We start from the raw sequence: 18020 nt of genomic DNA, 5'->3' as shown, positions 1-18020 counted from the left end.
ACCTATGGTCATCGCCCGCCCGCCATTCCGTGTATTGCGTAAGTCAAGGAGGGGCTGATGTTGGATAGTTCCGAAGGATATGTCACCGAAGACGGCCGCAAGATCGGCGGCATCGTGATGGAGATGAAGAACATCACTCTGCGCTTTGGCGGTGTGGTGGCGATCAAGGATATCTCGTTCGACATCCGTGAGGGTGAGATCCGCGCCATTATCGGTCCAAACGGGGCGGGTAAGTCCTCGATGTTGAACGTAATCTCGGGGTTCTATGTCCCACAAGAGGGCGAGGTCTGGTTTCACGGGGCCAAGCGCCCTCCAATGCGGCCCTATGAGGTCGCGCGGCAGGGGATTGCACGAACATTCCAGAACATCGCCCTGTTCGAAGGGATGAGCGTTTTGGACAACGTCATGACCGGGCGCCTGAACTATATGAAGACCAATATCCTGCAGCAGGCTTGGTGGAAGGGTAAGGCCGAGGTCGAAGAGACCGAAAACCGCGAGGCGGTCGAACGGATCATCGACTTTCTCGAAATCCAGCATATCCGCAAGACGCCCGTTTCACGCCTGCCCTACGGCTTGAAAAAGCGTGTCGAACTGGCCCGGGCGCTGGCCGCTGAACCCAAGCTGTTGCTGCTGGATGAGCCGATGGCCGGGATGAATGTTGAAGAGAAAGAGGACATGAGCCGCTTTATCCTCGACGTGAATGATGAATTCGGCACCACGATCGCCCTGATCGAACATGACATGGGCGTGGTGATGGATCTGAGCGATCGGGTGGTCGTGATGGATTACGGCAAGAAGATCGGCGACGGCACGCCTGATGAGGTGCGCAACAATCAGGAAGTCATCGATGCCTATCTGGGGGTGAGCCATGACTGATCTACGGAACGGGCTGAGAAAATTCGACGAATTTTCCGGGATGACGCGCCAGATGAAATCTGTTCGGAGGACATAGGATGCCTGAACAACTCGTATTTGCGATGGAAGTCATCCTCAACGGTCTTATGGCCGGGGTGCTCTATGCGCTGGTCGCGCTGGGCTTTGTGCTGATCTACAAGGCGTCAGGGATTTTCAATTATGCGCAAGGGGTTATGGCCCTGTTTGCCGCGATGACTCTGGTCGGAATCATGAACGGGCAGGTGCCGTTTGCACATCTGATCAATGCGACTTTCGGGACGCATATCCATTACTTTGGCTGGAGTGTCCCTGCGCTGCTGGCGATTATTCTGACTATGGCGGTGATGGTTCTGCTGGCTTGGGCGGTGCAGCGGTTCGTGATGCGCCATCTGGTTGGCCAAGAGCCGATCATCCTGTTCATGGCCACCATCGGGCTGGCCTATTTCCTTGAGGGCGTGGCCGACCTGATGTGGGGGTCCGAGATCAAGACGCTGGATGTAGGCCTGCCGCAGGGCATCAACCTCTGGCTCGATGAGGCGACCTTTAACGTCTTCGGCTATGGGTTCTTCATCGACAATCTGGACATTGTGGCAACGGTAATTGCGGCGCTGCTGGTGGCAGCGCTGGTTGTGTTCAGCCAATATACCAAGCAGGGCCGGGCGATGCGCGCTGTGGCGGATGACCATCAGGCGGCGCTGTCGGTGGGGATTTCGTTGAATTTCATCTGGATCATGGTCTGGTCTGTGGCCGGGTTTGTAGCGCTGGTCGCGGGCATCATGTGGGGCACCAAGTCTGGCGTGCAGTTCTCACTGTCGCTGATCGCGCTCAAAGCGTTGCCGGTGCTGATGCTGGGCGGGTTTACCTCGATCCCCGGAGCCATCGTCGGAGGGTTGATCATCGGTGTGGGTGAGAAACTGTTCGAGTTCGCCATTGGCCCGATGGTTGGCGGTGCGACCGAGAACTGGTTTGCCTACGTGCTTGCGCTGATCTTCCTTGTGTTCCGGCCGCAGGGCCTGTTCGGCGAGAAGATCATCGAAAGGGTGTAGTCATGACCAAGCTCATCGCCATTCTCAACGTGATCGCATGGGCCGGGTTCTGGGCGTTTGGGTATATCGCCCTGACCTCGGACGATCTGACCGACAGCCAACTGACGATTGCCGCGATCCTGGCTTTTGCTGGGTTGGTCACGGGTGTCATGGCCTACATGAAACTTGTGCGCGCCTCAGAGGCGAGCGGATATGCCAAAGGCTCCAGCCAACTGAACACTGCTGCCCGCGACCGGGCGCAGGAAGAATGGGGAAAGTAAGACATGTTTTATCGCGAGGCCGGAGATTTCAAAACCTCTTACGTGGAAGACAGCCAGACCTTTCCGATCAAATTTGACCGGTATCGGTACTATGTGGTGCTGGCAGTGGCATTTGGGATCATTCCATTCATCATCAATGACTACTGGGCGAACGCGCTGCTGCTTCCGTTTCTGATCTATGCGATCGCCGCCATCGGTTTGAATGTATTGGTTGGCTATTGCGGGCAGGTGTCGCTGGGTACCGGTGGGTTCATGGCTGTGGGGGCCTATGCCTGCTACAAGCTGATGACGGCCTTTCCCGAAGTCAGCATGTTCATCCATGTCATCCTTGCGGGCGGGATCACCGCCATTGTCGGTGTTCTGTTCGGATTGCCTTCGCTTCGGATCAAAGGGTTCTATTTGGCCGTGGCCACGCTTGCGGCGCAGTTCTTTCTGGTGTGGCTGTTCAACCGTGTGCCGTGGTTCTACAACTACTCGGCATCTGGGCAGATCAACGCGCCCGAGCGGGATGTGTTCGGCATCATCATCACAGGCCCGAATGCTCCGGCCTGGGCAACCTATCTGTTCTGCCTGATCTTCCTGACCTTCTGCGCCATCATTGCACGGAACCTGACTCGGGGAACGACCGGCAGGACATGGATGGCGATCCGCGACATGGATATCGCGGCCGAGATCATCGGGGTAAACCCGCTCAAGGCAAAACTGACCGCCTTTGCTGTCAGCTCATTTTTTGTGGGTATCGCGGGGGCGCTATTCTTTGCGGTCTATCTGGGCGCGGTTGAGGTTGGCGAAGTCTTTGGCATCCAGAAATCGTTCCTGGTCCTATTCATGGTCATTATCGGCGGATTAGGGTCTATCTTCGGCTCCTTCGCCGGGGCAGCTTTCTTGGTATTGCTGCCGGTTGTTTTGAAGGTGGTCGGTGTCGATCTACTGGGCTGGCCCACTGATATCGTTGCGCATCTCAATCTGGTGATCGTCGGCGCACTCATCATCATGTTCTTGATTCTGGAACCGCATGGACTGGCGCAGCTTTGGCGTGTGGCGAAAGAGAAACTCAGACTCTGGCCGTTTCCGCACTGACGGGCAGGCCCAAAGACAAGACGGGTGCAAAGCCCGAATTCAACATCGGACCAATCAAGGGAGGAGACACCCGATGAAGACGAAACTGGCAACCCTGGCGCTGGGCGCCATGATGGCCGCAGGTCCGGCCATGGCCGACCTTGTGTTCCCGTCGCTCAGCTATCGGACGGGACCATATGCGGCAGGCGGTATCCCGTTTGCTGACGGCTATGCCGATTATTTCACACTGCTCAACGAGCGTGATGGCGGCATCGGAGGTGTTTCGGCCAATGTGATCGAATGCGAAACCGGCTATAACACCGAAAAAGGCGTGGAATGCTATGAATCCACAAAGGGCGAAGGCGCCTTGGTATATCAGCCATTGTCGACCGGCATTACCTACCAGTTGATCCCAAAAGTGACCGCAGATGGAATTCCGCTGCACACGATGGGCTATGGCCGGACCTCTGCTGCGAACGGCAAGGTATTCAGCCACGTGTTCAACTATCCGGCCAACTACTGGAACGGAGCGTCGGGCGCGATCAACTATCTGCTGAGCGAAAACGATGGTGACCTGAACGGTAAGAAAATCGCACTGGTCTATCACAACTCGGCCTATGGCAAGGAACCGATCCGCACGCTGGAGACCCTGGCTGAAAAGCACGGGTACGACCTGACGCTGCTGCCTGTTGACCACCCCGGTCAGGAACAGAAATCGCAGTGGCTGCAAATTCGCCGCGAAAAGCCTGATTATGTAATCATGTGGGGCTGGGGCGTGATGAACCAGGTCGCGGTGCAGGAAGCTGCGAACATCCGCTTCCCGATGGAAAACTTCATCGGTGTCTGGTGGTCTGGCGCTGAATTTGACGTGCAGCCCGCGGGCGACAAGGCAAACGGCTATAAGGCACTGACCTTTACCGGGCTGGGCATGGACTATCCGGTCTATGACGATCTGCAGAAATACGTGGTGGATGCAGGCAAAGCGGCGGGTGCGGGCGATCAGCTTGGCTCGGTTCAGTATAACCGCGGTCTCTATGCCGCCATGCTGGCCGCTGAAGCTGTGAAGACTGCGCAGGGAATCCACAATACCGCTGATATCGACGCATCCATGATGCGCGATGGTATGGAGGCGCTGGAAATGACCAACGCCAAGATGGAAGCGCTGGGCATGACCGGTTTCGGGCCTGAATTCTCGGTCTCGTGCGAAAATCACGGCGGACCCGGCCTTGTCGGCGTTGTGCAGTGGGATGCTGCGGCCGGAACCTGGAACCCGGTTCAGGACTTCCAGCCGACCGATGCAGATGTGATCAACACGTTGATCGAAGAAGATTCTGCAGCCTATGCAGCGGAAAACAACATCACACCTGGGTGTGAATAAGTGGCTGGCCCCGGTCTTGATCCGGGGCCGCGAAACTGACCAGAGCGGCGGGTAGCCGCCGCTCTATCCCAACGGTCCCTCTCGGGACAGGCATGAGGACACGCGCTGATGCTGGATGCGGCACAAACCACTGACGTGCAGGCGGAAACCCTGCTTGAGGTCAACAATATCGAGGTGATCTACAATCATGTGATCCTTGTGCTGAAAGGCGTCAGCCTAACGGTGCCCAAAGGGGGCATTACGGCCCTGCTGGGCGGCAACGGGGCAGGCAAGACCACCACACTCAAGGCGGTGTCGAACCTGCTGCATTCGGAACGGGGCGAAGTCACCAAGGGATCAATCAAGTATCGCGGGACCAGCGTGCATGAAAGTGAGCCTGCCGATCTGGTGCAAAAAGGCGTCATCCAGGTGATGGAGGGTCGCCATTGTTTCGAACATTTGACGGTCGAGGAAAACCTGCTGACCGGCGCCTATACCCGCAAAGATGGTAAGGCCGCGATCCAACAGGATCTGGACCTTGTTTACACCTATTTCCCACGTCTGAAGGAACGCCGCCGCAGCCAGGCGGGTTACACGTCGGGCGGAGAGCAACAGATGGTTGCGATGGGTCGGGCGCTGATGTCGCGGCCCGAGACGATCCTGCTGGATGAGCCGTCCATGGGGCTGGCCCCGCAGCTTGTCGAAGAGATTTTCGGCATCGTCCAAGATCTGAACGAAAAAGAGGGCGTCTCGTTTCTGCTGGCCGAGCAGAACACCAATGTGGCGCTCAGGTTCGCACATTACGGCTATATTCTTGAATCCGGCCGCGTGGTGATGGATGGCCCAGCTGCCGAGCTGCGCGAAAACCCCGATGTTAAGGAATTCTATCTGGGCATGTCGGATGACGGCCGCAAAAGCTTCCGCGATGTGCGCTCATACCGCCGCCGCAAGAGGTGGCTGTAGGCGGATGGAGGATTTGGCGATGACGAAATTCTACGATGCGCTAGAAACCCGCTCGGCCGACCAGCGCGCCTCTGAACAGTCTGAGGCGTTGCAGGTACAGATCACGCGCGCGAACTCGGCTCCGGGGTTTGCGGCGCATATGGCGGATGTTGATACGGCAGCTGTAAAGTCGCTGGACGACCTTGTGAAGCTGCCAGTTCTGCGCAAGTCCGATATGGCTAAGGCGCAGGCGTCGCGCCCGCCCTTTGGCGGGTTTACCGTCAAACCGGCCCGGCATTTCCATCATGTTTTCCAGTCGCCCGGCCCGATCTATGAGCCCGGCAGCACCGATCACGACTGGTGGCGGATGGGGCGGTTCCTGCACGCAGCAGGTGTCGGGCCCGGAGACATCGTTCAGAATTGCTTTGGCTATCACCTGACCCCGGCGGGCATGATCTTTGAAAGTGGCGCGCGGGCGGTGGGGGCTGCGGTGCTGCCTGCCGGCACAGGCCAAACCGAACTGCAGGTAACCGCCGCGCGCGATGTCGGCTGCACCGCTTATGCGGGCACACCGGATTACCTCAAGGTCATTTTGGACAAGGCCGATGAGATGGGCGTGGCACTGGATTTCGTGACTGCCGTTGTTGGCGGCGGTGCTTTGTTCCCGTCTTTGCGTCAGGAGTACGCCAATCGCGGTATCGCCTGTCTGCAATGCTATGCCACCGCCGATCTGGGCAGCATCGCTTATGAAAGCCCCGCGATGGACGGGATGATCATTGATGAGCATGTCATCGTCGAGATCGTCACCCCCGGAACCGGAAACCCGGTCGCGCCGGGTGAAGTGGGTGAGGTTGTCGTGACCTCACTGAACCCCGATTATCCGCTGATCCGGTTTGCCACCGGTGATCTGTCGGCGGTTCAATCTGGTCAGTCACCTTGCGGTCGTACCAACATGCGCATCAAGGGCTGGATGGGACGCGCGGATCAGACAACCAAGATCAAGGGTATGTTCGTGCGCCCTGAACAGGTCGCGGCGCTGGTCGACAAGCATGATGAAATCGTCAAGGCGCGCGTCATTGCCGCCCGCCAGGGTGAGATGGACACGATGACGGTTCAGATCGAAAGCGCCGGCGGAAATGACTTGGCTTATGCGAAATCCGTCGTCGAGGTACTGAAGCTGAAAGGCGCGATCGAAGTCGTGGCGCCGGGATCGCTGCCGAAAGATGGTTTGGTGATCGAGGATCAGCGCGTCTACGAATGAAGGCTGTGCAACTCTGCGGCAGTATGTGTCGCAGATTTGTTTCGCTGCCCACTGGTGTTTCCGAGCGTTTTGGTCGATTAAAGACGGACTCTGCGCCTTAGCCAGTTAAAGCCGGGATCATGGCCGATATCGAAATCTCTGAGCACGGAAGGCGCAACCGCGGCGCTGTAGGTACACGCCTCGTCGGCGTGGTGGCCTGCCTTGTGGCGGCAGCCTGTCTGTTGCCGATGCTTGCGGTTGTTCTGGCCGCAACGACGGGCGGCACGGATACGGTTTCGCATCTCCTGGAAACTGTTCTGCCCGGCTATGCTATGACGACGCTGATACTGGTCGTGCTGGTGGCCACGGGCACGTTTTCCATCGGCGTGGGCGCAGCTTGGCTCGTGACGATGACGCGGTTCCCTGGCGTGCGCATTCTGGAAATTGCGTTGGTGCTGCCGCTGGCCTTTCCGGCCTATGTGCTGGCCTATGCCTATACATTCATTCTTGATCACCCGGGCATTGTCCAGACCACCCTGCGTCAGGTAACGGGCTGGGGCCCGCGCGACTATTGGTTCCCCGAGATTCGGTCGACCGAGGGTGCGGCGGTGATGTTGATCTTGGTCTTGTATCCTTACGTCTACCTGTTGGCCCGGGCCGCTTTTCTGCAGCAGAGTGCAACGGCCTTTCTGGCAGCGCGCGCGTTGGGCAAAAGTCCGTGGCTGGCCTTTTGGCACGTGTCGCTGCCAATGGCGCGTCCCGCGATTGCGGGTGGCGTGCTGCTTGCCATCATGGAAACCATCGCCGATTTCGGCACCGTGGCCTATTTCGGGGTGCAGACATTTGCCACGGGTATCTATACCAGTTGGTTTTCGATCGGTGATCGGGTGGGTGCGGCGCAGCTGGCGCTCTGCCTTCTGGGCTTTGCGCTGGTCATGGCCGTGGCAGAACGGATGCAGCGCGGGAAGGCCAAATACTATCAGGCAGGCAAAAGCCACGCCTCGCTACCATCCGCCCGGCTGAAGGGCTGGCAAGCGGGCGCGGCTTTTGCCCTGTGTGCCATACCGGTGCTGTTCGGATTTCTGTTGCCGGTGTTCATTCTGGTTCAGATGGGGATGGAGTCCGAACAGAACCTTCTGTCACGGCGCTATCTCGGGTTCATTCAGAATTCGCTGACGCTGGCCGGTGTGGCGGCGTTTGTTACGGTCTTTGCGGCCATCAGCGTTGGGTTCTTTCAGCGATTGCGGCCGGGGAGGGTGTCCTCTGGTGCCGGGTACATGGCGCGGCTGGGCTATGCGGTTCCAGGCGGTGTGATCGCCGTCGGGCTGATGGTGCCTTTTGCCAGTTTCGATAACGCACTGGATGCATGGATGCGGCAGAATTTCGACCTGTCGACCGGGTTGCTTGTTACCGGTTCGATCTGGCTGTTGGTAGCCGCTTATATGGTGCGGTTTCTGGCCGCCGCGCTCAGCGCATATGAGGGAGGGCAGAGCACGGTGCATGCCAATATGGATGCGGCCTCGCGGTCTTTGGGGCAGACGCCGCTAGGGACGTTGCGCCGGGTGCATCTGCCTATTCTGACGCCATCGCTGCTGACAGCGCTGCTGATCGTCTTTGTGGACGTGATGAAAGAACTGCCCGCGACCCTGATCATGCGACCTTTCAATTTCGATACGCTGGCGGTGCAGGCCTATAGGCTGGCATCAGACGAGCGGTTAGAGGGCGCTGCTGTGCCCTCGCTGGTCATATTGGCAGTGGGGTTGCTGCCGGTGATCCTGATCTGTCGGCAAGTCGGGCGACAGCGTTAGACTTGACCAAAAAACCACACCTATTTGCGGATGGGCTTGATTCGAACGCGTTTTCCGGCAAGGCTTGAGCCATGAACATGCAGCCTCCCAGCCGGTATTCTGCAAACTCGACCCAGATGCCCGTCGCGTTCGATCGGCACGAGATGTCCCAAATCCTTTCTGTCTATGGCCGGATGGTCGCCGCCGGAGAATGGCGCGACTACGGGATTTCGAACCTGTGTGATATGGCGGTGTTTTCCATCTTCCGCCGCACGGCAGAACATCCGATCTATCGGGTTGAAAAGGACCCGCGTCTGCGGGCACGACAAGGGATGTATTCGGTGGTCGGTATGGATGGTCGCATCCTGAAACGCGGTCATGATCTGCGCACGGTTCTGCGGGTATTGGAACGCAAGCTGATACGGTCGGTCGACTTGGATTAGAGCCTTTTATGGGCGGTCACGGGCCCATCGCCCTGGTCCAGAATGCGCGTGATTGCAACATCCATCGGCTCAAAGGTCACGTCCATGTGGAACGCATTTGCGTGCAGCAGCATATTGTCGCCGTAGACCCAGGCCACATGCCCTTTCCAGAACAGCAGATCACCGCGCTGAGCGGGTGTGCCAGGGGTCAGCGCCTGACCCAGATCACGCTCCTGGTCGCCACTATCACCGGGGCAGGGCAGCCCACAAGCCAGCATTCCGGCCTGAACCAGACCTGAACAATCAAGTCCGAACCGGCTGTTGCCGCCCCAAAGATAGGGCGTTCCCAGAAACAGCTCGGCCACGGCGACCGGATCGGTCAGGGTGACGTTGATCTGTTTGGCGTGTATGGCCGGGATAAAGCCCAGTTCCGTCTCAAGAAATCCATTCTGTTCAGACAGCGCCTGAACCTTGCTGCCAAAGCTTAGCGAGGTTCGGTCCCGGGATTTCATCGCGGGCTGCTCATAGGCATGGGTTGAGGGCGCGGTGATCCAATGGGTGGCAGGCAAGTCGGGGGCCAGACAGTCTGACCGGACCCAGCCCGCATAGCCGTCCTTGTCCGCAGTGATCCGGCTCCAGCCGTCACGCTCTTCGTCCGTGCGAAGGTTATCCCCATACAACAGCTGGCGATCGCGGGGACCGTCGGGGTCACGCATCAGGTCAACGACCGGCTGTATGATGCGCTGCCGGGTCACAGGCCCAAAATCTCGGGCAGGGCCGTCAAAAGGGCGCGGGGGCCTTGGCCGAACCCGCCCTTGCTGCGTCCGGGCTCCTTGCTGCGCTGCCACGAGAAGATGTCGAAATGCATATAGGGGCTGTCACCGACAAACCTGCGCAGGAACAGCGCGGCGGTGATCGAACCAGCAAAACCACCTGCCGGAGCGTTATCCAGATCGGCAATGCCGGGTTCGATCAGGCCCTCATAGGGGTCATGGAAAGGCATGCGCCAGACAGGATCGGCCGCTTTGCCAGCGGCGCGGGTCAAGGCGTTCGCCGCGGTATCGCTGGCGGTATAGAAGGGCGCCAGATCGGTACCCACCGCCACACGTGCCGCGCCGGTCAGCGTCGCCATTGAGATCACAAGGTCCGGATTTCCTTCATCCGCCAGCGCCAATGCATCGGCCAGAACCAAGCGCCCTTCGGCATCGGTATTGTTGATCTCAACCGTCAGCCCCTTGCGCGAGGTCAGGATGTCGCCGGGCCGAAAGGCGTTCCCCGCAACCGAATTCTCAACCGCGGGGATCAGCACACGCAGTTGCACGGGCAGCTCCAGCGCCATGATCATCCGGGCCAACCCCAGCACATTGGCAGCCCCGCCCATGTCTTTCTTCATCAGACCCATTGAGGCGCCGGGTTTCAGGTTCAGCCCGCCGGTATCAAAGCACACACCCTTGCCAACAAGGGTCAGCTTTGGGCCGCTTTGACCCCAGTTCATTTCGATCAGCCGGGGCGCTTGCGCGGCGGCGCGGCCAACCGTGTGGATCATGGGAAAGTTCTGTTCCAGCAGGGCGTCGCCCAGAACCACCTCGAGAGAGGCGCCGAATTCCTGCGCCAGGGCTTCGGCTGCGCTATGCAGCTGTTCCGGCCCCATATCAGAGGCCGGTGTATTGACCAGATCGCGGGTCAAGGCCTCGGCCCCGGCCAGAACCTCTAGCCGGGCGGCGTCGATGCCGTCGGGGGCAACCAATCGGGCCTTGGCCGGGGATTGGCTGGCATAGCGGTCAAAGGCATAGCCGGTCAGCAACCACCCCAGGCATTCGGTTTCGAGATCCGCTTGGTCTATGCCCGATGCGATGTGATATGTGCCTTCGGGCAGGGCTTCGGCGGCGGCGGCCAGCGGAAACCGCTTGCGGGCCCGACCTGTGGCTGTGCCATACCCCGCCAAAGCAGACTGTACCGCACCGTCAGCGCCGGGAATCAGTAAGACCTGACCCAGTGCACCAGTAAATCCACTGATCTTGGCCCAGGTCGTCACGGCTTCGGGCTGGCCCGCCAGCCAGTCGTCCAGATCCGGCTGGGCAATGACGTGAAGGGGGACAGATGCGTCCGACGATGGAGCGAAAGACAGGGTCATGGAAATCTCGACTGTTGTGGCTTATGCCCAACCTAGCCGTCCATGGACCGTCCGCAAGCCCTGTCAGACCGAAAGATCTTGCTGATCCCAGATCACGGTCAGCGATTTCTCACCCACCCTGATCAGCCGCGACAGCGTGGCCCCGGCGGCGACCGAGTCGCCCGCGTCCACATTCTGCGCCACATCATTGGCCACACAGGCCAGCGCCATCATTCCGATCTGTTCGGCAATGGCCACAATGGATCGCGCACATTTGCGCAGCCCGGCCCAGTCACGCTGTCTCCAGAACCGCTCGCAATTCGACAGGCGCACCGCCAATTCCTCGACCGTGCGACACAGCACGTCCAACGCGTTTTTCTCACCCAGTTGTCGATACAGCCCATTCAGACGATCCGAATCCAGCCGCACTGTTTCTTTGTGTTCAAGTGTGACGATCTTATCCACCACATTCACCCCAATTCCATACGCCCCCACGGCATAGCCCGAATGTGGTGCGCAATTCCTTTGCAAAACCTTGCCATGGGGCAGGATAATGGCTCGAATTTTCTTCGAATTCAGGTTACAGCAGTCCACCGAGACACGAACAGGGACACAAGAATGGAATTCGCCAAACCTTTGCCAAACTATCTGGTCAATCGGTATCATGGCTGGAAAGCCACCACATATTCGGAAAACCAGGTCTGGTATCGCCGTCTGGCCACCGAAGGGCAGCGTCCGCGGGCCATGGTGATTTCCTGTTGCGACAGCCGGGTTCATGTCACCTCGATCTTTGGGGCGGATCAGGGTGAGTTCTTTATTCACCGCAACATTGCAAACCTGGTTCCGCCTTATGCGCCCGACGGTGATCATCACGGCACCAGTGCTGCCATCGAATACGCGGTGACCGCGCTTAAAGTGGCGCATCTGATCGTGCTGGGCCATTCCCAATGCGGTGGTGTGCAGGGCTGTATCGACATGTGCAAGGGCCAGGCGCCACTACTGGAAGCCAAAGAAAGCTTTGTTGGTCGCTGGATGGATATCCTCAAACCAAAATATGATCTGGTTGCCGATATCGAAGACAGCACCGACCAAGCGCGCCAGTTCGAACGGCAGGCGGTTGTTGCTTCGCTCGAAAACCTGATGACCTTCCCCTTCATCTCCGCGGCGGTAGAGAGCGGCTCGCTCAGCCTGCACGGTCTGTGGACAGATATCGGTGAAGGTGGCCTTCAGTGTTATGATCCCGGCGAAAAGAAATTCGTGGTCGTCTGACCCGGCGGATTTTCGACAATTTCAGGCAGCGCGGATCAGACTACTGATTCTGCGCTGTTTTTTTGATAAGTTTGGGATGTCATTTTAGGGATTCGGAGCATTCCATGCGATTGATCAAACGTGTTCTTGTCACCTTGCTAGTCTTGATTCTGGTTCTGGTAGGGGTGTCCTTTATATTGCCAGGCAAAACAGATGTTTCGCGTAGCATCACGATTGATGCCTCGCCCGAGGTCATCTTTCCTTATGTCAACTCCATGCAGGAGACCGAGAAATGGTCGCCATGGTTATCTCGTGATCCCGAGACGAAGCTGACCTATGGCGGGCCTGATTCCGGGGTCGGGAATGTGCTGAACTGGTCGTCGGATCACCCGCAGGTCGGCACCGGTTCGCAAGAGATCACCGAAAGCGTTGAAAACCAGATGGTCAGAACCGCCTTGGATTTTGGTCCAATGGGCACTGCCATTGCCATGTTTGAACTGCAGCCGGAGGGCAGCGGCACCAAAGTGACCTGGGGGTTTGAATCCGAATTGGGTATGAATCCCATGTCCCGCTGGATGGGGCTGATGATGGATAAATGGGTTGGCGGAGATTACCAGCGCGGGTTGGATAATCTGAAAACGCTGGTCGAGGGGCAGGGGTGATTTAGAGGACCCCGAGGTGTATACGGATAGCGGCTTTGAGCCCCGAGCAGTCGTTACAAAGCTGGCTTTGAGCAAAGGACTTCATCTGGAACTCAGTCCAGCGTGTTCTTGTAGACTTTGCCGTCTTTCATGATCAGATCGAAATTCTCATGCGGGTCTGCGATCAGGTCGATATCTTGCAGCGGATTGCCGTCCACAAGGATTAAGTCGGCATAAGCGCCCTTTGCGATTACACCCAAATCGCCTTGTTGATAGGGGTGGCGCGGGCCTGAGAGTTTGAGCAGTTCAGCATTGGTTGAAGTCGCCATTTTCAGCACCTCGTATGGCGTGTACCAGCGCTGCAACTTGGCAAGGAACGCGCCTTGACGTTCGGCCAGTTTGGGATCGAACAGGATGTCGGTGCCGAAAGCGACTTTCACGCCAACTTCTTTCGCCGTTTTGTAGGTGAAATCTGTACCGTTGGTGACGTCGATCCATTTCTGCTGGCTAACAGGGTCGTCGAAAGAAAAGCCATCCTCGTCATCCAGAAGAGGCTGCACTGACAACCACACGTCGTTGTCGCGCATCAGTTCCATCGTTTCGCGGCTCATCAAGAAGCCATGCTCGATGGACTTAACGCCAGCGGCAACGGCTATCTCCACTGCCTCGTCCGTGAAGACATGAGATGCAACATAGGTGTTGTAGGTGTCAGCCACCTCTACGAATGCCTCGATTTCGGCCTTGGTGTATTGGCGTACATCCAGAGGGTCATAGGTAGATGACACCCCGCCGCCGGTGGAAATCTTAAGCTGGGTCGCGCCCATGCGCATGATCTCACGCGCGCGTTTGACCACTTCCGGAACACCATCAGCCTGCGCCATCAAACCAACGCTGTACCAGTACCATTGCGAATCCGCGCCGTTCGTCGGAACCGCTTGGTAGGGGCGATAGTCAAAGTGGCCGCCGGTTTGTGTCACGGGCGGGCCGGACGGCAGGATACGAGGGCCTTCGATCTCGCCTGCGTCAATCATCCGTTTTATGGCAAATGAATTGCCGCCAACGTCGCGCACCGTAGTGAAGCCGCGCATTAATGTGCCTTCGGACCCGATGGCACCCCGCACCGCGACCTCAAGAATATCGCCGGTCACAACCACGCTCTGCGGATTGCAGCAGTAAAGCGTGTGCCAGTGTACGTCGATCAGGCCAGGCATCAACGTGCGTCCACCGCCGTCGATGACGATACCATTGGCGACGGCGAGGGGTTCTGAGGACACATCTGTGATCAGATTGTCGGTTACAACGACATTGGCATTTGCAATCATTTCCTCATTCACACCATCAAACACGTTGACGTTTGTGAACAGTATCGGTCCCCCATCCTGGGAGAGCGCTTGCGAACTGGTTATTGCAAGAGCAATCGACGAAACTGCGGCAAGTTTGGGAAAATGCATTCGAAATTCCTCAGAAAATTCTGTCGGATAAACCATCTCAGCGGAAGCAAGATTTTTCAAGCATTACCTCGCTTTTCTCCAAGGTCGGCTTTGTCCGCCTAGCCGACGTTCAATAAAAAAAACCCCGCTGACCATGCAGCGGGGTTTACTTAATCAATGCTAAGGGTTGTGCGTATCGCTCACCCCTTCTTCAGGACCTCACGGCCCAGCAATTCGGCGATTTGTACCGCGTTCAGCGCTGCGCCCTTGCGCAGGTTGTCACTGACGCACCACAGGTTCAGGCCGTTCTCGATGGTTGAATCCTGACGGATGCGGCTGATGAAGGTGGCGAAATCACCTGCGCATTCGATCGGCGAGACGTAGCCGCCCGGTTCGCGCTTATCGATCACCATGATACCTGGTGCTTCGCGCAGGATGTCACGGGCTTCGTCTTCGTCCAAGAATTCCTCGAACTCGATATTCACGGCCTCTGAATGGCCGACAAAGACCGGAACGCGGACGCAAGTGGCTGTAACCTTGATCGAGGGATCGACGATCTTCTTGGTTTCGACAACCATCTTCCACTCTTCTTTAGTTGAGCCGTCTTCCATGAAGACGTCGATCTGCGGAATGACATTGAAGGCGATCTGCTTCTGGAACTTGTTCGGCGGAACTTCGGTGGTGGGGTTGTAGATGGCTTTGGTCTGATCCCACAGCTCATCCATCCCTTCTTTGCCCGCGCCGGAAACCGACTGATAGGTCGACACGACGACGCGCTTGATCTTGGCGCGGTCATGCAGCGGTTTCAGCGCGACAACCATCTGCGCGGTCGAGCAGTTGGGGTTGGCGATGATGTTCTTGTTCTTATAGTCGTGGATCGCCTCGGGGTTACATTCCGGCACGATCAGCGGAATTGCAGGGTCATAGCGATACAGGGACGAGTTGTCGATCACCACGCAGCCAGCCGCCGCCGCCTTGGGGGCATAGACCTTGGTCGCCTCGGATCCCACGGCAAACAGCGCCATGTCCCAGCCGGTGAAATCAAACGTGTCCAGATCTTTGGTCGTGAGTGTCTTGTCGCCAAAGCTTACTTCGGTTCCCAGCGACCGACGGCTTGCCAGCACGGCAAGTTCATCGATGGGGAACTGGCGTTCTGCCAGAATGTTCAGCATTTCGCGGCCCACATTACCTGTGGCGCCGACGACTACGACGCGATAGCCCATTTCATGTCTCCAAAGTTAAGGACGCGCGTTCATAGCCGCGTTGCAGCAAAGAAAAAAGAGGTTTCGCGGGATATTTCCCCCAATGACACCGATTTGACGCGGTGCATCGCCTCAGGCGTCGGTCAGAAGCCGTTCATAGAGCGCTACCAAGGTCTTTGCCTCGCCGTCGATGTCGAAATTCTGTTCCACATGGACGCGGGCGGCGCTGCCGGATTGCGCCAGCGACTCGGGGTTCGACAGCATTTCAGCGGCGGCATCAGCCAGGGCGGGAATGTTCCCCGCTTCGACCACATGGCCCAATGAGGGGTCGGTCACGATCTCTGCAAAGGCACCGACATCGGTTGCCACCACAGGCACGCCGCAGGCCATCGCCTCGAGCGGGGTCAGGCCAAAGCCTTCCCAGCGTTGCGGCGCGATGAACAAGTCCAGCACCTGGTACCACTCGGCGATCTGATCCACCGTGACCTCGGGTTTGAATAGGATGCGGTCAGACAGGCCCGCCTTGGCGACCTTGTCTTTCAGCTCGGCCAGAAAGCCCGTGTGTTTTTCGGTCGCGCGGCCCATGACGATGCCATGGACGTCTTCGAAACGGCCACAAAGGTCGATCATCGCATCGACGAAAGCATCGGTGCCTTTCTGGTGCCGGATACGGCCATAGCACCCAAGCAGCAGACCACCGGGCAGGCCGAGTTTGCCCCGCAGGGCGTCTTTGTCCTCGGGCGGGGTGAAATCCTGCAGGTTGATGCCATGCATGATGACCTGCGCGTCCCGCTCAAGATATCCGGCGGTTTTGCGCGATGTGGCGACTACCGCGTCCATTTTGTCGATCAGCCATTTGCTATAGCCCGTATGCGACCGCTGCGAGGCGCTGGTGAACAGTAGTTTCAGGCGCAGACGAAAGACATTGCGCAGGATCAAGCCCAGCAGCATCTCGGTATTGCGCCGCGCGTGCCAGACGCGCGTGGTCTTGCGCGACAGAAATGGCAGACGGCCCAGCGGGATATGGGGCAGATCGGCCGGTAGGCCCGGTCCGGTTGCGGCGATGTCGATCCATTGCACTTGCAACGGCACCAGCCGCGCGATCGTCGCGGTCACGCCGGAAAGCCTGCGCTTGAGGTTCGGTGCGATGACAACAGGGTCGGACATGGGCTCTCCCGATGGTTCCAGCGTCAGTCAACGCTGTCGCGGCTGAATAGGTAAATCACGCATCCAATGGCAAGCGTGACTGCAAAAAAGCCGAATATCGCTGTGTAGGGCGCGGTTGGACTGATGTCCACTGTCGCGGCATGGACGCGGCCGGTGACAAATTGCGCCAGACCCACTCCGCCGATGCCGAACAGATTCAACAGGGTCATGCCACGCCCGACCAGATGCGGCGGCACGAAGGCGCGGCCATGGGCCATGATGACCGGAAAGCTGGCGCCCATGAAACCGATCACCGCCATCAGACTTACTGACACCCAGACTGCCATGTCGATCCACAGGCACAACAGCCCCAGCGCCGCCGCGCCCAAGGCATTGCCGCCAAAGATCACCCATTTCCGTGTGCCCAAAAGCCGGTCGAGCGGCCCATAGGCAAAGGTGCCGGCAATCATAGCCGCCCCCATGACCAGCGTCGCGGTTCCGATCTGCGTGGTGCTGAGGGCGAAAACGTCGTTCAGATATGGACCTGCCCACAAGCCTCGTGTCGCAGCCGCGGGGGCGTAGGCCACCAGCATCAGCGGCAGGATGGCCCACAGGGCAGGTTCTTTCAGCAGGTCCAGCACTGACCCGCGATGCTCGGTCTCAACCGGTTTGGGGTCGTGAACGCTGATCCAGATGCCCGCTGCGATAATGGCCGAAACGACGGCCAGTGTAGCCATTGTGGCGCGCCAGCCCATCAGTTCGACCGCAAGTGCTGTGGGGTAGGAGGCCACCAGATTGCCGACCGACCCAACGCCCAGCATGATGGCTGCTAGCGTGGCAAAGCGGGCGGGCGGGTATTCGCGGGCAAAGATGTAATAGGATGCCATCAGAACGGGCGAGCACCCGACTCCGATCAGCCCCATCGCGACTGCGATATGAAACGGGGTGCTGGCCACTGCAAACAACGCAGCGCCGCCCGCGCCACCTGCCAGCAACAAAACCGCAGCCGTCAAACGCGGCCCGATCCGGTCCAGCGCCCAACCCACTGGCAGTTGCATGGCGGCAAAGACCAGAAACCAAAGCCCCGAGGCAAAGGCCAGATCTTCGGGCCTTGCCCCGATGTCACGCCCCAGATCGACGCTGAGAACGGCAAGAAAGGCGCGAAAAAATTGGCTGAGCACATAGCCCAGACACAGAACCACCAGTCCGGTTTTCATGAGACGCCTCTTTCGC

18 protein-coding genes are annotated in these 18020 nt (G+C 58.4%); 11 read left to right on the top strand and 7 right to left on the bottom strand.

Annotated elements, in window-relative coordinates; genetic code table 11:
• Positions 1-57 precede the first annotated feature (57 nt).
• The 9 genes from AC2FIM_RS19515 to AC2FIM_RS19475 all read left to right on the top strand — a co-directional run bounded on the left by AC2FIM_RS19515 (position 58) and on the right by AC2FIM_RS19475 (position 9028).
• A complete protein-coding gene (locus AC2FIM_RS19515) occupies positions 58-876 on the top strand; it encodes an ABC transporter ATP-binding protein (protein ID WP_496708349.1) in 819 nt (272 codons plus the stop codon).
• Positions 877-953: 77 nt separating this feature from the next.
• A complete protein-coding gene (locus AC2FIM_RS19510) occupies positions 954-1940 on the top strand; it encodes a branched-chain amino acid ABC transporter permease (RefSeq protein ID WP_142637525.1) in 987 nt (328 codons plus the stop codon).
• A gap of 2 nt (positions 1941-1942) precedes the next feature.
• Positions 1943-2200: a hypothetical protein gene (locus AC2FIM_RS19505; RefSeq protein WP_271950685.1), complete on the top strand. Its 258-nt coding sequence runs from the start codon at positions 1943-1945 to the stop codon at positions 2198-2200.
• A gap of 3 nt (positions 2201-2203) precedes the next feature.
• Entirely contained in the window at positions 2204-3280 is a 1077-nt protein-coding gene (locus AC2FIM_RS19500; protein ID WP_142637529.1) for a branched-chain amino acid ABC transporter permease, read from the top strand.
• 73 nt (positions 3281-3353) lie between these two features.
• Positions 3354-4637 (top strand): ABC transporter substrate-binding protein, encoded by a 1284-nt coding sequence (locus AC2FIM_RS19495; protein WP_271950686.1) that lies wholly within the window; start codon positions 3354-3356, stop codon positions 4635-4637.
• Positions 4638-4745: 108 nt separating this feature from the next.
• On the top strand, positions 4746-5579 hold the full coding sequence (locus AC2FIM_RS19490; protein WP_496679309.1) for an ABC transporter ATP-binding protein: 834 nt from the start codon (positions 4746-4748) through the stop codon (positions 5577-5579).
• Between the two features lie 19 nt (positions 5580-5598).
• Complete coding sequence (locus tag AC2FIM_RS19485) at positions 5599-6819, top strand: phenylacetate--CoA ligase family protein (RefSeq protein WP_496679307.1); 1221 nt, start codon at positions 5599-5601, stop codon at positions 6817-6819.
• Between the two features lie 119 nt (positions 6820-6938).
• Positions 6939-8606, top strand: a complete 1668-nt coding sequence (locus AC2FIM_RS19480; RefSeq protein WP_281996107.1) for an ABC transporter permease — start codon at positions 6939-6941, stop codon at positions 8604-8606.
• Between the two features lie 71 nt (positions 8607-8677).
• Positions 8678-9028 (top strand): DUF2794 domain-containing protein, encoded by a 351-nt coding sequence (locus AC2FIM_RS19475; protein ID WP_271950694.1) that lies wholly within the window; start codon positions 8678-8680, stop codon positions 9026-9028.
• Here AC2FIM_RS19475 and AC2FIM_RS19470 read toward each other — a convergent pair.
• The 3 genes from AC2FIM_RS19470 to AC2FIM_RS19460 all read right to left on the bottom strand — a co-directional run bounded on the left by AC2FIM_RS19470 (position 9025) and on the right by AC2FIM_RS19460 (position 11594).
• Positions 9025-9762, bottom strand: a complete 738-nt coding sequence (locus AC2FIM_RS19470; RefSeq protein WP_271950695.1) for a C40 family peptidase — start codon at positions 9760-9762, stop codon at positions 9025-9027. The two genes, AC2FIM_RS19475 and AC2FIM_RS19470, sit on opposite strands and share 4 nt — an antisense overlap.
• Positions 9759-11141 carry a leucyl aminopeptidase family protein gene (locus tag AC2FIM_RS19465; protein ID WP_496679299.1) on the bottom strand — a complete coding sequence of 461 codons (1383 nt, stop codon included), beginning with the start codon at positions 11139-11141 and terminating at the stop codon, positions 9759-9761. The genes AC2FIM_RS19470 and AC2FIM_RS19465 overlap by 4 nt, the downstream gene beginning before the upstream one ends.
• Before the next feature lie 63 nt (positions 11142-11204).
• On the bottom strand, positions 11205-11594 hold the full coding sequence (locus tag AC2FIM_RS19460; RefSeq protein ID WP_271950724.1) for a hypothetical protein: 390 nt from the start codon (positions 11592-11594) through the stop codon (positions 11205-11207).
• Positions 11595-11738: 144 nt separating this feature from the next.
• Here AC2FIM_RS19460 and AC2FIM_RS19455 point away from each other — a divergent pair, with 144 nt between their 5' ends.
• Together AC2FIM_RS19455 and AC2FIM_RS19450 are read left to right on the top strand one after the other, a co-directional pair.
• The gene (locus AC2FIM_RS19455) at positions 11739-12389 is read left to right on the top strand and encodes a carbonic anhydrase (protein ID WP_142637545.1); all 651 of its coding nucleotides are present in this window, start codon (positions 11739-11741) and stop codon (positions 12387-12389) included.
• A gap of 104 nt (positions 12390-12493) precedes the next feature.
• Entirely contained in the window at positions 12494-13030 is a 537-nt protein-coding gene (locus tag AC2FIM_RS19450) for an SRPBCC family protein (protein WP_271950701.1), read from the top strand.
• A 92-nt stretch (positions 13031-13122) separates the two neighbouring features.
• Here the strand turns inward: AC2FIM_RS19450 and AC2FIM_RS19445 are convergent, their stop codons facing one another.
• From AC2FIM_RS19445 to AC2FIM_RS19430, 4 genes are all read right to left on the bottom strand, one after another.
• Positions 13123-14460, bottom strand: a complete 1338-nt coding sequence (locus tag AC2FIM_RS19445; protein ID WP_142637549.1) for a metal-dependent hydrolase family protein — start codon at positions 14458-14460, stop codon at positions 13123-13125.
• Between the two features lie 179 nt (positions 14461-14639).
• A complete protein-coding gene (locus tag AC2FIM_RS19440; protein ID WP_142637551.1) occupies positions 14640-15662 on the bottom strand; it encodes an aspartate-semialdehyde dehydrogenase in 1023 nt (340 codons plus the stop codon).
• A 111-nt stretch (positions 15663-15773) separates the two neighbouring features.
• A complete protein-coding gene (locus AC2FIM_RS19435) occupies positions 15774-16808 on the bottom strand; it encodes a glycosyltransferase family 4 protein (protein WP_496679287.1) in 1035 nt (344 codons plus the stop codon).
• Positions 16809-16831: 23 nt separating this feature from the next.
• Positions 16832-18004, bottom strand: a complete 1173-nt coding sequence (locus tag AC2FIM_RS19430) for an MFS transporter (protein ID WP_496679284.1) — start codon at positions 18002-18004, stop codon at positions 16832-16834.
• Between the last annotated feature and the right edge of the window lie 16 nt (positions 18005-18020).

It is taken from the genome of Ruegeria sp. CDSC052, from assembly GCF_059610685.1.
The sequence above is the reverse complement of the archived record's forward strand: the minus strand, read 5'-3'. Positions and strand labels throughout refer to the sequence as shown.

What these genes read in the sequence shown, in the direction of transcription:
- AC2FIM_RS19435 (WP_496679287.1), bottom strand. Translation starts at nt 16,808, where the DNA reads ATGTCCGACCCTGTTGTCATCGCACCGAACCTCAAGCGCAGGCTTTCC.
- AC2FIM_RS19510 (WP_142637525.1), top strand. Translation starts at nt 954, where the DNA reads ATGCCTGAACAACTCGTATTTGCGATGGAAGTCATCCTCAACGGTCTT.
- AC2FIM_RS19465 (WP_496679299.1), bottom strand. Translation starts at nt 11,141, where the DNA reads ATGACCCTGTCTTTCGCTCCATCGTCGGACGCATCTGTCCCCCTTCAC.
- AC2FIM_RS19495 (WP_271950686.1), top strand. Translation starts at nt 3,354, where the DNA reads ATGAAGACGAAACTGGCAACCCTGGCGCTGGGCGCCATGATGGCCGCA.
- AC2FIM_RS19480 (WP_281996107.1), top strand. Translation starts at nt 6,939, where the DNA reads ATGGCCGATATCGAAATCTCTGAGCACGGAAGGCGCAACCGCGGCGCT.
- AC2FIM_RS19505 (WP_271950685.1), top strand. Translation starts at nt 1,943, where the DNA reads ATGACCAAGCTCATCGCCATTCTCAACGTGATCGCATGGGCCGGGTTC.
- AC2FIM_RS19445 (WP_142637549.1), bottom strand. Translation starts at nt 14,460, where the DNA reads ATGCATTTTCCCAAACTTGCCGCAGTTTCGTCGATTGCTCTTGCAATA.
- AC2FIM_RS19490 (WP_496679309.1), top strand. Translation starts at nt 4,746, where the DNA reads ATGCTGGATGCGGCACAAACCACTGACGTGCAGGCGGAAACCCTGCTT.
- AC2FIM_RS19515 (WP_496708349.1), top strand. Translation starts at nt 58, where the DNA reads ATGTTGGATAGTTCCGAAGGATATGTCACCGAAGACGGCCGCAAGATC.
- AC2FIM_RS19430 (WP_496679284.1), bottom strand. Translation starts at nt 18,004, where the DNA reads ATGAAAACCGGACTGGTGGTTCTGTGTCTGGGCTATGTGCTCAGCCAA.
- AC2FIM_RS19475 (WP_271950694.1), top strand. Translation starts at nt 8,678, where the DNA reads ATGAACATGCAGCCTCCCAGCCGGTATTCTGCAAACTCGACCCAGATG.
- AC2FIM_RS19440 (WP_142637551.1), bottom strand. Translation starts at nt 15,662, where the DNA reads ATGGGCTATCGCGTCGTAGTCGTCGGCGCCACAGGTAATGTGGGCCGC.
- AC2FIM_RS19455 (WP_142637545.1), top strand. Translation starts at nt 11,739, where the DNA reads ATGGAATTCGCCAAACCTTTGCCAAACTATCTGGTCAATCGGTATCAT.
- AC2FIM_RS19485 (WP_496679307.1), top strand. Translation starts at nt 5,599, where the DNA reads ATGACGAAATTCTACGATGCGCTAGAAACCCGCTCGGCCGACCAGCGC.
- AC2FIM_RS19500 (WP_142637529.1), top strand. Translation starts at nt 2,204, where the DNA reads ATGTTTTATCGCGAGGCCGGAGATTTCAAAACCTCTTACGTGGAAGAC.
- AC2FIM_RS19450 (WP_271950701.1), top strand. Translation starts at nt 12,494, where the DNA reads ATGCGATTGATCAAACGTGTTCTTGTCACCTTGCTAGTCTTGATTCTG.